The sequence below is a fragment of the Palaeococcus pacificus DY20341 genome (assembly GCF_000725425.1).
Taxonomy (GTDB): Archaea; Methanobacteriota_B; Thermococci; order Thermococcales; family Thermococcaceae; genus Palaeococcus; species Palaeococcus pacificus.
Genome location: NZ_CP006019.1, coordinates 710540 through 724294 on the forward strand (window position 1 = coordinate 710540; position 13755 = coordinate 724294).

Annotated in this window: 10 protein-coding genes; 6 read left to right on the top strand and 4 right to left on the bottom strand. The window is 44.8% G+C overall.

Features of this window, described 5'->3' with window-relative positions; all coding sequences use genetic code 11:
• The 4 genes from PAP_RS04085 to PAP_RS04100 are packed head-to-tail and all read left to right on the top strand — an operon-like array spanning position 1 to position 4547.
• A complete protein-coding gene (locus PAP_RS04085; RefSeq protein WP_048164821.1) occupies positions 1 to 1086 on the top strand; it encodes a glycoside hydrolase family 57 protein in 1086 nt (361 codons plus the stop codon).
• A complete protein-coding gene (locus tag PAP_RS04090; RefSeq protein WP_084177530.1) occupies positions 1083 to 2426 on the top strand; it encodes an MFS transporter in 1344 nt (447 codons plus the stop codon). The genes PAP_RS04085 and PAP_RS04090 overlap by 4 nt, the downstream gene beginning before the upstream one ends.
• Positions 2413 to 3237 (top strand): PIG-L deacetylase family protein, encoded by an 825-nt coding sequence (locus PAP_RS04095; protein ID WP_236627010.1) that lies wholly within the window; start codon positions 2413 to 2415, stop codon positions 3235 to 3237. The genes PAP_RS04090 and PAP_RS04095 overlap by 14 nt, the downstream gene beginning before the upstream one ends.
• The gene (locus tag PAP_RS04100; protein WP_048164822.1) at positions 3237 to 4547 is read left to right on the top strand and encodes a family 4 glycosyl hydrolase; all 1311 of its coding nucleotides are present in this window, start codon (positions 3237 to 3239) and stop codon (positions 4545 to 4547) included. Before PAP_RS04095 ends, PAP_RS04100 begins: the two co-directional genes overlap by 1 nt.
• On the opposite strand, the gene PAP_RS04105 is transcribed toward PAP_RS04100, so the two are convergent.
• A complete protein-coding gene (locus PAP_RS04105; RefSeq protein WP_048164823.1) occupies positions 4544 to 5812 on the bottom strand; it encodes a glycoside hydrolase family 1 protein in 1269 nt (422 codons plus the stop codon). The two genes, PAP_RS04100 and PAP_RS04105, sit on opposite strands and share 4 nt — an antisense overlap.
• A 145-nt stretch (positions 5813 to 5957) precedes the next feature.
• On the opposite strand from PAP_RS04105, the gene PAP_RS04110 reads away from it, so the two are divergent.
• Together PAP_RS04110 and galT are read left to right on the top strand one after the other, a co-directional pair.
• Positions 5958 to 8141: a hypothetical protein gene (locus PAP_RS04110; protein ID WP_048164824.1), complete on the top strand. Its 2184-nt coding sequence runs from the start codon at positions 5958 to 5960 to the stop codon at positions 8139 to 8141.
• Positions 8142 to 8204: 63 nt separating this feature from the next.
• Positions 8205 to 9191, top strand: a complete 987-nt coding sequence (gene galT / locus PAP_RS04115; protein ID WP_048164825.1) for a galactose-1-phosphate uridylyltransferase — start codon at positions 8205 to 8207, stop codon at positions 9189 to 9191.
• Here galT and rqcH read toward each other — a convergent pair.
• The 3 genes from rqcH to PAP_RS04130 form a co-directional block, all read right to left on the bottom strand.
• Complete coding sequence (rqcH, locus tag PAP_RS04120; protein WP_048164826.1) at positions 9181 to 11130, bottom strand: ribosome rescue protein RqcH; 1950 nt, start codon at positions 11128 to 11130, stop codon at positions 9181 to 9183. The genes galT and rqcH overlap by 11 nt on opposite strands.
• Before the next feature lie 86 nt (positions 11131 to 11216).
• The gene (locus PAP_RS04125; RefSeq protein WP_048164827.1) at positions 11217 to 12683 is read right to left on the bottom strand and encodes a replication factor C large subunit; all 1467 of its coding nucleotides are present in this window, start codon (positions 12681 to 12683) and stop codon (positions 11217 to 11219) included.
• A 13-nt stretch (positions 12684 to 12696) separates the two neighbouring features.
• Positions 12697 to 13674, bottom strand: coding sequence for a replication factor C small subunit (locus PAP_RS04130; protein WP_048164828.1), 978 nt, complete (start codon positions 13672 to 13674; stop codon positions 12697 to 12699).
• Between the last annotated feature and the right edge of the window lie 81 nt (positions 13675 to 13755).

Genomic DNA, 13755 nt, shown 5'->3' on the forward strand with positions numbered 1-13755 from the left:
TTGCACGCCCTTGTTTTTCACGGCAATCTGCAGTATGCTGAGATTCCAAAGGGTGAAATTTCGAGAGTGATTGAAAAATCATACTTCCCAACGATAAGGGAGCTTTTGAAAAGCGAGATTCCATTTGCTTTGAATATAACTGGTTTTTCCCTCCAATTTCTGCCGCAGGAGCTTATAAACACCATTAAAGAAGGCATTGAAAGTGGATTAATCGAAATTACTGGCACTGCGTATACCCATGCAATCCTTCCGCTTTTGCCGCTTGATAGGGTTGAAGCTCAAGTGGTGAGGGACAGAACATTAAAAGAGGAAATTTTTGAGGTCTCTCCTAAAGGCTTTTGGCTTCCTGAGCTGGCTTATGACCCAATAATCCCCGCGATTTTAAAGGACTGCGGCTATGAGGAAGTGTTCATTGATGGTGAGGCTTTACTCTTTTCGAATCACCTGAACTCTGAGATAAAGCCAATAAAGCCACTTTATCCACACTTAATTAAAGCGCAAAGGGGAGAAGGCCTCGTTTATCTCAACTATTTGTGGGGTCTTAGAGAGCTTAGAAAAGCACTAAAGCTGACTTTTGGCGGAAAGGTTACTCTTAAGGCAGTTAAAACTATAAACGCTATTCCTGTATGGGTGGCCGTAAATACAATCGCCATGCTTGGAGTTGGCGGTTTTCCCTTGATGAGCGTTAAAAAAGCTGCAAAGTGGCTAAGAGGAATGGACAATGTTCTTCTTTACGGCACGGACATAGAGTTCTTCGGATACCGTGATTTGGCGGGCTATACCTTGGAGGTCAGGAAAATTGTCGAGCTCATAGAGGAACTCAACACTGATATAATTTTCCCAAGTAAGCTAAAGCATAGTGGAAGAAAACTTTACCTAAGGACTTCGAGCTGGGCACCTGATAAGAGCCTTAATATTTGGACTAAAGACGAAGGTAATCGGAGGTTGAACACGCTCTCTTATGAGTTAAATGGAGAAAACGCATTTTTGGCTGAAAACAGCGACGCCCGTGGATGGGAGCCTTTAGCGGAGCGCAGGCTGGATGCTTTTAAAGCTATTTATAACGCTTGGAGGGATGAAGAGTGAAGAATTTAAGGCGCAGAGCATCGATTGTTTTACTGGTTTTGATGGCTGCTTTTTTGATGGCTGATCAAAATCTTCTACCTCCCAACTATCAGCAGATTATGGCCGAGTTTGGTATAAGCGAAACTCAAATGGGTCTCGTTTCAACGATTTTCGTTGCTACAAGTGCTTTGATAACCCTAATTTGGGGTTTTCTATCGGACATTAAGCGGAGAAAGCAGCTGTTGGTGGTTGGCGTTCTTTTAGGAGAAATTCCATGTTTTTTAACGGCGTTCGTCCAAAGCTATCCTCAACTTTTGCTCATGCGCCTCTTCACGGGCATTGGAGTTGGCTCAATAATTCCAATTGGATACTCCTTGATAGCAGATATGTTTGAAGAGGAGCACAGGGGAAGAGGGTACGCTTACATACAAACAGCCTTTGGCTTTGGAACGCTTTTTGGCATGGTTATCGCAGGATTAATAGTGAGCTGGAGGCCTCCTTTCATAATTGCATCTGTCCCAAACTTTATCCTCGCACCTCTATTCTATTTGATAGCAGAAGAGCCAAAGCGCGGTCAAAGCGAAAAGGAGCTTAAAGAAGTCCTTGAGAAAGGCTACGAATATGAGTATCGCTTAAGCTGGGATGCTGTAAAGAAGTCCTTTCAAACGAGGACAAACATATTAATATTTATCCAAGGCCTCTTTGGCACTGTTCCATGGGGAGTGCTCATGTACTGGCTCGTCTCGTTCCTTATCGTATCCAGAGGTATGGCCAAGGACACCGCTACATTTGTTCTCTTAATTCTGGGGATAGCGACGGTTATAGGAACGCTCTTCGGTGGATTCGTTGGAGACTACTTCGAAAAGAGGATGAAGGGAGGAAGGGCAGTAGCAACGGGACTGGCAGTATTCCTAGGCATGCTCGCTGCTTTAGGAATAGTAATATACCCCCTGCCAAGTGAGCTCACCGCTAAAGGCTGGATTGCTCTCGCAGTGTACTCGTTCCTCTTTCTCCAGCTCGTAACATTTGCGGGTCCCAATGTAACTGCAATAATCTCACAAGTTAATCTCCCTGAAGACAGAGGAACTGTTTTTGGGGTTTTCAACATTATAGATAACGTTGGAAAAGCTTTTGGGCCTTTATTGGGGGGCTTTTTAATAGAGACCCTGCGAAGTGCGGGCTATACAAATACGCTCGCTTATGAGTATGCCATTATAATAGGCTCGCTCTTTTGGCTGCCCTGTGCACTCGTATGGATTTGGATAAGAAAGCAGTACCCTGAGGATAGGGAAAATATTGGAGAAATCCTAAGGAAAAGAGCGGAGGAAATTCTGCGGAGGGAGGCGCATGATGCCTTTTGAAATGCTAAACAAGATGTTGGGGAGTTTAGATGACTTGGACGCCCTCAAGGCACTAATCCAAAGGTTCTTTGGTATAGACTTCGATGATCCGTTTAGAGATGTTAAAAAGGTTCTCTGTGTTCAACCGCATCCAGATGACTGCGAAGTGGCAATTGGGGGAATATTAGCAAAGCTTTATCTTGAAGGAAAGGATATAGCTTACTTAACACTAACTGATGGCTCTATGGGAAGCCACGACATAAGCTTAGAGCCAAAGGCTCTTGCGGAGATTAGGAAGGAGGAACAGGCGAGAGCTGCAAAGATAATTGGCGTGAAAAAGCTTATATGGCTTGATTATATGGATACAGAGCTTCCATACTCCCCAGAAGTGAGGAACAAAATAATAAGCACGATTAGAGAAGAAAAGCCAGATATGGTTTTAGCCCCTGACCCTTGGCTTCCCTACGAAGTTCATCCTGACCACAGAAACGCTGGCCTCTTAGCGATGGAAGCCACATTCTTCGCGTCTTTCCCACATATAAACAAAGGCGACCTGGAGAACGGCCTAAAGCCGCACGATGTTCCTTTAGTTGGGCTTTACTACACAGCGAGACCTAACTACATTGAGGATATAACGGACATCTTTGAAGTCAAGCTCAAAGCTTTAAGAGAGCATAAAAGTCAGTTCGAAGCTAATTGGCAACAGTGGGAGATTTTCTTCAAATCTATGGCTCTATTCTATGGCAAAAGGATAAATGCGATGTATGGGGAGGGACTTAAAATCCTTCCAAAAATGCTCCTTCACATCACTCCCTTCGCTGAGGTGATTTGATGAGGATAGCCTTCATCGGTGCAGGGAGCATCTTCACTCCTTTAGCCCTCTACACAGTAGCGAACAGCGATGTTTTGGCTGATGCAGAAATTTATCTCATTGATGTGGATGGGGAGAGGCTGAAGTTTATTGAAGCTGTGGGGAGAAAAATAGGCAGGATTTTCAAAAAGGAGCTTAAAATTCAAGCCTTCACAGATGTAAAAAATCTACAAAATGTGGGTATTGACTATGCTGTTATCTCAGTGGAAAAGGAGAGGTATAAGCGCTGGCACTTGGATTTTGAAATCCCACATAAATACGGCATAAAGCAGGTCTTAGGGGAGAACGGCGGCATCGGTGGGCTTAGCCACACTTTAAGGGTCGTTCCTTTGGTTTTAAGCATCGCTGAGGTTATTGGAGACATAAACAAAGATGCCTATACATTTATCTATTCAAATCCAGAGCCGAGGGTTACCTATGCTGTGAACAACTACGCAAAGCTAAAGAACGTTTATGGTTTGTGTACTGGTTACTTAGAGCGTAAAGAGAGCCTAGCTACTCTTTTAAACGTTAAGGAGAATGAGATAACCTTTACTGCCGCTGGGCTTAATCACTTCACTTGGCTTAAAGAGCTTAGCGTTAAAGGGAAAGATGGCTATCCAATCTTGGATGAAGTCCTAAAGAAGAGCCCTTCCTTTGAACCACTTTCCCAGCTCCTCTACAAAATCTATGGTCTCCTTCCATCGCCGAGCGACAACCACATAGGTGAATACCTACCATTCGCTTGGGAGTTAGTGCCTGAGGAAAAGAAGGGCTTAAAGTGGATTGAGCGGACGAGAAAAGAAGGGGAAGAGGTTAGGAAGCTCTTGAGGCTGTTTTTAAAAGGTTTAGTGCCGAAGCTTGCTTTCAATAAGTTCATCAAAAACCCAGACGTTGCGATGAGCATCGTTGAGGGGCTTGAAGGCAAAGAAAAGCTTCAAGAGGCGATAAACGTCCCAAATGATGGCCACATAAACGGCCTTCCAAAGAGCACCATAGTTGAAGTTCCGGCTAAAACCTCACCTAAGGGGGTAAAGCCCCTTAGAGTTGAGCTCCCAAGGGAGATAATAGCCTTATTGAGAACACAAGCAGAGATTCAAAAACTTAGCGCAGAAGCTGCAGGCGAGGGAAGCATAGAAAAAGTTGCTAAAGCAGTTCTTCTCGACCCTGTCGTGAACAATGCGGAGAATGGACTTAGGGCGATGGCTGAGCTGATGAAGGTTCATTTGGATATGCTGCCTCAGTTTGACGAGAGGGATATCGAGGAAATAGAGAGAATAATAAAGAGCTAAAGATTCTCCAATCCATGCTTTTCAATCAGCTCATCACTTATTTCCCTGCTCTTTGCTATTTCTCCATAAATATATGCGCTCCTTCTCGGCCTTCTTTCAAAAGTCTTGTAGTCAACTTCAACAAGCCCAAATCTCGGCTCAAAGCCCTCTGCCCACTCGAAGTTGTCCATGAGCGACCAGTAGAAGTAACCTCTAACATCGTAGCTTTCTTTTAAAGCTTTGTGGACGTATTGAAGGTGCTGAATTATGAACTCTATGCGCCACTCATCGTCGAGTGTAGCTATGCCATTTTCAGTTATGTAAATAGGCTTCTTATAGCGGCTTTGAACATTTGTTATCGCTTCATAGAGGCCTTTTGGATAGATGCTCCAGCCCATCAACGTCTTGCGCTCGCTTAAATCGGCCAATTTGGCTTCAAAGAAGAACTTTAGGGGATTCCAGCTATGCTTGACTTCTGATGCTGTATAATAATTAACTCCGATGAAGTCGACATCGCTCTTCGGGACATCATAAGTTTTTAGAGGGGTTTTCACTTTTCCACTCCAAATCGCATCGAGAAAGTTCCAGTTGAAGAGATTATCTACTCTATCTCTCGCTTTCTTGTCACGCTCGCTTTCGCTTGCAGGAATGAAAATCGGAATGTTCTTAACGATTCCAACTTTGAAGTTTCGCCCATTCAAAATTTCATAAGCTATAGCGTGGGCTTTAAGCAGATTTGCCTCAACCTTTCCAGCATTTAGGGGATTTTTAACGAAAGGCGGCCAATACCCTTGGATGTAGCTCATCATAACGTATACCATAGGCTCGTTGAAGGTTGCTATTAGCTCAACACCTTCCAAGTTCTCGGCTATTGTTTTTACATAGATTTCCCAGTACCTCAAGTTCTCCTCTTTCGCAAAGCCACCTTTCTTCATGAACCACATTGGGCTTGTAAAGTGGTGGAGTGTAACCATTGGAGTAATGCCCCTTTCATTGAGCAGATTTACAATTTCTTGATATCTCTGGAGGGCTTTTTCATTGAACTCCTTCTCCTTCGGAAAGATACGGCTCCATTCTATGGAGAAGCGATAAGCGTTGTAGCCGAGCATGGCCATAAGATCAATATCCTCTTTGTAGAGCTCCCAATGGTTGCAGGCTTTTCCAGATTTGTATTTTAGCTTTCCCTTCTGCTCATAAAACCACCAATCATTGAAGATATTGTTCCCTTCAATTTGGTGGGAGGAGGTTGCAGTCCCAAAAAGGAAACTCCGGGGAAATCTGAACATGCATGACACCCATTACCCAGATATGTGGCGATATATTAATAAACTTTGGCACAGGAATATAAACAAATAGAAACCATTGACTTTGCTTTAGTCAATAGTTTTGGGGACTTTAATTGTTCTATGGAAAATTTTGGATGTGAGAAGGTTGAAAAGAGGTTTGATACTGCTGGCCGTTCTGGCTGGTCTTGTGGTGGCGGCGCCTTTTATGGAGGCCCACTTTGACCCGCCCGGTCAGCCTGCGGTTCAGGTAAATGTGTACTTTATAGGCATGTCCCTGAGCGAGGATATGGACGACGGTGCAAACGGATACGCGGACATAATCGGCAGATATAAGGTCACGCACAGCGGGCACAGTACCAGAGACGGAAAAATCAGCATGTTCTACTACGACTGGGACACATTGAAGGGACAGGCGGGCTATATAAAAAAGCAGCTGTTGTACAGCCATAAGGAATGCTCCCCAGTGACGCCGATAAATGTTGAGGTCAGCATGGAGGAGTACAATACCATTTTTTCAAACACACAGCTCGGCTCGGGCTCCATAACGATCACAAAACCTGGAATATATGAGATAAAACTGGATAAGGGGAAGGCTATCATAGAGGTCAAAGTGACTCCTGCGGTTCTGTACTCTGAAAAATGCTCCTACTTCTACGACCAGCCAGAGGACTATGCGAGCAGCATTGTGACAAGCTCTGGGGGGTATGTTTACGACTGGCAACTTGCAAACATGATGAAGATGTGGATAGCCAACAGAACGGGCTATGCGAATATGGTCTTCATCTTCAACCAGTGCTTTGGCGGAGGAATGATTGATGACCTTAAAGAAAAGCTAAAAGGGACGGGGGATGCGGCCTTTTTGAGCGCTTCCAAGCATAATGAAACATCTTGGGGTCTTGCTGATGGCTACACACCAGCCAGCTGGCCTGAAATGGGGAAAAGGGGATTCACCCGGCCCGAAGGCTACTACCCAAAGGAAGTTGGAGAGGAGTTAGAAAGGACAGGTAAAGATGCCCCCACAATGAAAGAGATGGCCAAAAGAGCCGAGCAACAGGATGCACGTGGCCCTTACGGGTTGGGCTTCAAGGAAACCCCTCAGTACACTTCGGTGGGAAATGGAGATAATATTAAGATAGGAAAGAAAGTTGATGGTTCAGATGTTGCAAGCAAGCATGCCATCCTTTTTGCTGGAGATGCTGACAGCAAAAGACACTGGAACAATCTAGATAGGGCATATAAAGCACTTAAAAAGCAGGGTTTCACCGATGGAGACATAATAGCTCTGGCTGGAAATGGGAAAACCATGCCAGACGGTACAAATGTCCCAAACTATGTGGATGGACCAGGTACAAAAAAGGCCCTTTTTGAGGCTATTATAAATGTAAGCAAAAAAATGAACAAAAACGAGCAGCTCATATTTTGGGTCTCTGATCATGGGAATAGAGAAAGGACAGAAACAGCCCTTGATAAAGCGATAAAAGATCCCGTAAAGCAGACGGTGCCCCCAAGAGAGACTGCCAAAAGAACCGGACAAATTTCTTGGGATCTGGATGAGGAATTTTTAAAAGTGATAAAGCTCGATCCGAACAACCAGCCTTATGTGAGCATACTCGTTGAAGCAACTCCTGTGGTTATTGAATATGGAGAGTATTTCCTTGAGAATATAAAACTCTACGTAAATGAGAACGAGTTGGAGTTAGAGCTAATCGAGCCCATCATTGCATATGATGAGGAACCGGATTTGGATGCCTATGAACTTGTGTATCTTGTGGATGAGAGGATTCTGGGAGAAGAAAACCTCATTGAGGTTGAATGGTCAGGGGATGCAGAAATGTTCGTTGAGTACAATATAATGGGGCTCATGATAAGCACAGGAGGCATAAATGAGCTTGAACCTGAACTCATTGAAGTTGTTGAGGAGCAAACTCTCTTTGACCTTCTGAGAGAATATGTGCCCATATACAATGAAAATGCCGATAATCTGCCAGGATTTATCAAAAGAATAGCTGGAAATGAGAGGATAGACCTCGAGATAACGCTTGAAAACGAAAGCATCCTCACCATAGGCGTCGTGACGGAAAATGGCCGCATAGTGGAATTTTCAAAAGGCAAAATTTCAGAGCCGACGATGAGGGCATGGACAAGCGAAGATGTTGCCAGGAGGATCATAAACTCTGAAGACCCCGTGAGCACGGGAGTAAACGCCCTAAAAATGGGCGAGATAAGATACAGCGGCGTTGGATTTAGGAGAACTCTAAGAGTTTTTGCAGTGAAGATAGTCATAAAAGTGTACAGAGTAGTGGAGGTCATAGGAGACCTCTTTGGCTGACTTTTTTATTTTGCACCGAAAGAAAAATTAAGCCCGAGCCAATATTTTTTCTTTGGTGAGAGAATGAGAGAGCTCCGCTATAACCCCTTAACAGGCCAATGGATAATGGTTTCTGCTGTGAGAAAAAAGAGACCCTGGCGCCCTAAGAATTTTTGTCCTTTTTGTCCGGGAAGTGAAGAAACGGGCTTTGGCTGGGAAGTTCTGCTTTTGCCAAATAGATTCCCAATGCTTGATTTCAAAGCGGAAAAGCCTCAAAATGAAGGTTTTTACAAAAAAGCGGGAGCGATTGGGCAGTGCAGCGTTATAGTGGAAACGCCGGAGCATAATTTGAGGGATTTGGACGAGCTTTCTCCTGAGCAGATGGTTAAGGTTGTTGAATTATGGAAAAGTGTAACTATGGAATTAAAGGATAATCCCCACGTTGCTTATCTTGCCATCTTTCGAAATAAAGGCGAAGAAATTGGTGTGAGCTTAACTCACCCTCACGGCCAGCTCTATGCTTTGCCATTCATCCCTCTAAAGGTTCGTTTGAAAATTGAGAACTCAAGGAAACATTACAAGCGCTTTAACGAGTGCCTCTTTTGCCGCATCCTGGAGGAGGAGATGAAAGGGGAGAGGGTTATTTACGAGAACGAAAGCTTTGTTCTCTTCATGCCATTCTATGCGAACTGGCCTTTTGAGGTGCACATTTATCCTAAGTGTCATATACAGTGGCTGACACAATTGAATAAAGAAGAGATTGAAGATTTAGCGGATGTTTTGAGGGTTGCAACGGCAACACTTAACGCTCTCTTTGACAGGCAGATGCCCTATGTTATGAACATCTTTCAAGCACCGTTTAAGGGCCAGTATAATTTTTATCACCTGCACATCGAGTTTTATCCCATGCTGAGGGACAAAGACAAGCTTAAATATGCGGCTGGAATTGAAATGGGTACTTGGGAGTTCACTTACGATGGGATTCCCGAGGAGAACGCCCAAAAGCTTAGAGAAGCGTGCAAAAAGGTAAAAGAGATGCTTGGGGCAAGAGGAGAGTGTTTTACTCCCTGATTTCCTCCACATCCCCATTCCCCGGCGGTAGAATGGCCATCAAGTCCTCTTCGCTCACCTTGTAGCCCCACTTCTCCAAAATATGCTTGAGCTTCTTCACGAGCTCGCTCTTCTTCAGGCGGCCGGGCCTTATCACAATATAGCGGTTCGTGTGAGCTTTCACGGCATCAACGGGCCCGCACATTGGTAATTCCTCATCTTCATACTTCACTATCCCGACGGCGAGCTTTAGGGGAAGTCCGTGCATCCAATTTCTCTTGCCGTATACCATAAAGGCCCCTTTACCCAAATACTCGCCGCTCGGCGCTTGCTTTGTTACTTGGCTCGGGTCTGCATAATAGGCATCTTCGCTGAACACTCCCCTCGACCATGCCTTTGACATTGAAACAGCAAACTGACAGGCCTCAAAAAGCGTTTTTTCGCTCGCTTTCTTTCCTTCTTTAATAACCACATGGGGAGCACCGTAAACGTCGGCGTGACAGTACCAGTCGTTTTCGCTCATGTATTTTTTAACCACCATCTCGTTGGTCGTGGCATCTTTTCCACCTATCACCAAAAAGCCTTCGCTGCTTATGAACCAGCGGAACTTCTCGAACCACTTCTTCTTTCTCCTTTCGAGCTTCTTGACGTTTATCTCCTTCTTAAGCTCCTCTTCTATGAGCTTCTCGACCTCCTGAATCTTCTTGAGCGTCTTCTTGTATGCCTCTTTGGCACCTTCAAGCTTGTGCTTTGCTTTTTTAGCCTTTTCGTAGTAGAGCTCCGCATTTTCCCCTATGCTCCTGTCGAGATAGAGCGTGATTTTTTGACCATTGAGCTCTATGGTTACGGCCTTGTCCTTGGGATTAACGCCCTTCACCATCATGGCCACTTTGTTGCCCGCCTTCTTTCCCTCTTCTATTCTGCGCTTAAACTCGTCCCAGCCGAGCTTTTCAACGGCTTTTTTAAACTCACTGAGGAGGTTCTCAACGAGCATGAAGTTTGCATATATTAAGTCCCCAAGGGCTTGGTTTTTCTCAGCCTGTGCCTCAAAGCCCTTCATCATCTCTTCTTGGCGCTTAAGTGTGTGCAGAAGAGAGCGCTTCTTATCCTCAAGCCTCTTTGTGAGCTCTTTCTTTGCCTCATCAACGGTGATCTTTCCAAAGTATTCATCCAATGCCTCGCTGAACGTCTCGAAGTACTTCTTTTCCAGGCTTTCGTACTGCTTCAGCTCGATTGGGAGGACATCAAAGAGCTCACCATCTTTGTAGACTATCTGGGCCTTTTTGGGGGCGCTGAACACCTCTTTCATCTTCTCAAAGATGAGTTTGAGCTCCTCCTCGCTTAGCTCTTTGGCCGTTCTCGTCTTCTCAATTCCAGCCCTGAGGAGAATCTCTTCCGCAAAAAGGCCGCCCATGTTAAACTTTCTGGCGAGGGCCCTTACTACCTCCACCTCTTCTTCGAGGAGCAGCTCCTTAAAGCGCTCCCATTCCACGTCTACAGGGCTCTCCCTAGCCGGAGGAAGCTTGTACTCGTGTCCGGGCTTTATAGCTCTATCTTTGAACTCCTCATACCTCAAAGCTCCCAAAATTTTGCTCTCACCATCAATTAAAACAACGTTTCCCCTCTTAAAGAGCTCCGCTATGAGTGTGTACTCACCAACCTTGAGCTTAACAATCCTATCGAAGTCGTACTGCTCTATTCCATCTAAGAAGCGGCCGCTCAGGTGCTTTCTTAAAAGCATCGCGAACGATGAAGGGGAAGGGCTCTCCTTGATGTATGTCGTTAGATGAACCCTCTTGCCAGCTTGAATGAGCAAATCTTTCCTCCCCTCGCCTGCCTTGTGGAGTTTAACCCTTAAAATATTTCCATCGTGATAGACCTTATCAATTCTCGCACCTACGAGTGACTGCAGCTCTTCCACGATATACTTTATGTCAACGCTACTCATCTCAGTCTTCATCCCTCTCACCCCAGAGGATTTGCATTCTACAGAATATAAATTTAGTCGAGATTTATATTCCCCAGAATATAAAATGAAAAATGGCGTCACTTCTTCTTGATGAAGTCAAAGAGCGTGGCCTGCTTTGGCTTCTTTTCTTCTTTTGCTGTTTCTTCGCTTTTTTCCTCTTCTTTGGGTTTTTCTTCCTCAATCTCCTTTTTGGGCTCTTTAGGCTCTTTCTTTCCTACGGTCTCTTGGGTTTCCTCGACTTCTTTGACTTTTTCTTGCTCTTTTTCCTCTTTCTCGACTTTTACCTCCTCTCCCGGCTCGGTTTTTTTGAGCTCTTTATGTATGACCATCATTTTGCCCTTTATGCTCTTGGCCTTTTCTTTATCTTCCGTTAAAAACTCAATTTCTTTGTCTCCAAGCTCTAAGAAAACAGCAATGTGTGCGGCTTTTTCTGGATTGTACTGGAATATTCCTTTGAAAATAGCCATCGTCTCAATAGCCTCCAGCTTGCTCATGTGCATCCCTTTCATAATCTTCCTGATTATTGAATCCCTAATCCCGCGCTCTTCCTTGGAATCACGGAGTATCTTAAGTGTCTTCGGTGGATAAAACCTCAAAAAGCCCTTTTTCTTGGTGCCCGCAACAGCTACCCCCGCTGTCATCATATCTATAGCGTATTTCCAAAGGCCGTAGTTCCCGCTCCTATTGGCTCTTCCAAAGTATATATCGGCCCTGCTTATGGCTTCGTAAGCTTGGGCTATCTCTTCGGGCTTAGTGTATATGTAGGGGATGTTCTCATCTATCCAAAGCAAAAGCTCATCTGGTGTTTTGTCCACGTTCCACATTGCCATCCTCGCTTTTTTGGTGCTGTCGCTTGCGAATATTCCACCTAATGCTTGGAAAACGCTCTTTTCAACATCTCTATAAGCCAAAAGCTGCTCTGCATCCTCGGGACTAACTGCTACTGTCTGCAAATCATTAATAGCGGCCCTTAAATCACCGTTCGCCCTTTGGGCTATTAGCTTTATAACTTCCTTTGGCACCTCAAGATGCTCGGCCTTAACAATGCGCCACAGTCCGGCCATAATATCCCTTTGAGTGAGCTTTTTGTATTCGATGAGCTCTGCTTTGCTTCTAATGGCTTGGGGGACTTGCCAATACTTGTTCGCAGAGAGTATTATTGGATTCCTCGCTTTCTCTATAAGCTTGGCTATCTCATATGCCCCGCTTGGCTCCATGTTGTCGGCTTCATCCATGAAAATAAGCTTCCTTTTTCGTCCAAAGACGTCCATTGTATATGCCGCTTGGATGTATCGGCTCACCTTTTCGTAAGTCCTCTCATCACTTGCGTTAAGCTCTATAACCTCAAATCCATATTCATTAGCCAAAGCATAAGCTGTAGCGGTTTTTCCTACTCCCGGAGGACCGTATAGGAGGATGGCTTTCTTTTTAGGTCTCCCCTTTAGCCACTCTTCTACCCAAGCCTTAACCTTGGGGAGGGCTTTCTCTTGATTCACAAGTTCACTGAGCCGTTTTGGACGGTACTTTTCCACCCATGGTAGCATTTCGCTCACCTAATTACTTCCCCAAAAGCGTGAACTGCGCCAAAAGGGCTTCAAGCTGAATCATCTCGTGCGCCCCTTCAACAAGCCTAAAGTTGTACTCACCTATTTTATCCGCGAGCTTAACCTTCTTGGGTTCGCTTATTGGCAAGTTAAACACTTCCTTATGCATCTGAATTAGAACATCCTCTCCGCTTAAGCCCTGCTTGAGGAGTATTTCCCTGAGCTTGTCCCTTGCCTTAAGGAAGTTGCCCTCTAAAGCGAGCACCATCATCTCTCTAACGTCCTCTGGCCTAGCCCTGCTTGCAACGATAAAGACGTTTTCATCAGTTATTTTAGTGTCCAATGCAGCAGCAGCTTGGAGAACGTTTATTGCCCTTCTCATATCGCCTTCGGCAACGTAGAGGAGTGCTTGAAGACCGTCTTCTGTAAGTTCAAGTCCTTCGTTCTCAGCTATATACCTCAAGCGCTTCGCGACGTCCTCGTCGTTGAGGGGCCTAAACCTAAAAATAGCGCATCTGCTTTGTATAGGCTCTATAATCTTTGAGGAGTAGTTACAGCTTAAGATGAAGCGAACGTTGTTCGAGAACATCTCCATGGTTCTCCTTAAGGCTTGCTGGGCGTCCTGTGTTAAAGCGTCACTCTCATCGAGAAAGATTATCTTAAAGCTTGCCCCTCCAATAGGTTTAGTGCGCGCAAACTCTTTTACTTTTTCTCTAATAACATTAATACCTCTTTCATCGCTGGCATTTAGCTCTAAAAAGTTCTGCCTCCAGTGCTCGCCGTATATCTCTTTAGCTAAGCATAAAGCTGCAGTTGTCTTTCCAACACCGGGGGGCCCGGCGAATAAAAGATGGGGCATGGAACTTGTTTTAACATAATGCGTTAACCTCTTGACTATGTGCTCTTGACCTACGATATCGTTGAGCTTTTCAGGCCTGTACTTCTCAACCCACGGTTTTTCAAGGATTTTAACTTCTTTGACTTCACTCATCTTCATCACCTTGACCTTGATAAACTTAAAACGCAGCCCACATATAATAATCTTGCCGTGAATATCTTAAATCCCTTTCAG

Excerpts from the sequence above, each read along its gene's own strand:
- PAP_RS04095 (WP_236627010.1), top strand. The coding sequence starts at position 2,413 with ATGATGCCTTTTGAAATGCTAAACAAGATGTTGGGGAGTTTAGATGAC.
- PAP_RS04100 (WP_048164822.1), top strand. The coding sequence starts at position 3,237 with ATGAGGATAGCCTTCATCGGTGCAGGGAGCATCTTCACTCCTTTAGCC.
- PAP_RS04105 (WP_048164823.1), bottom strand. The coding sequence starts at position 5,812 with ATGTTCAGATTTCCCCGGAGTTTCCTTTTTGGGACTGCAACCTCCTCC.
- galT (WP_048164825.1), top strand. The coding sequence starts at position 8,205 with ATGAGAGAGCTCCGCTATAACCCCTTAACAGGCCAATGGATAATGGTT.
- rqcH (WP_048164826.1), bottom strand. The coding sequence starts at position 11,130 with ATGAAGACTGAGATGAGTAGCGTTGACATAAAGTATATCGTGGAAGAG.
- PAP_RS04125 (WP_048164827.1), bottom strand. The coding sequence starts at position 12,683 with ATGCTACCATGGGTGGAAAAGTACCGTCCAAAACGGCTCAGTGAACTT.
- PAP_RS04130 (WP_048164828.1), bottom strand. The coding sequence starts at position 13,674 with ATGAGTGAAGTCAAAGAAGTTAAAATCCTTGAAAAACCGTGGGTTGAG.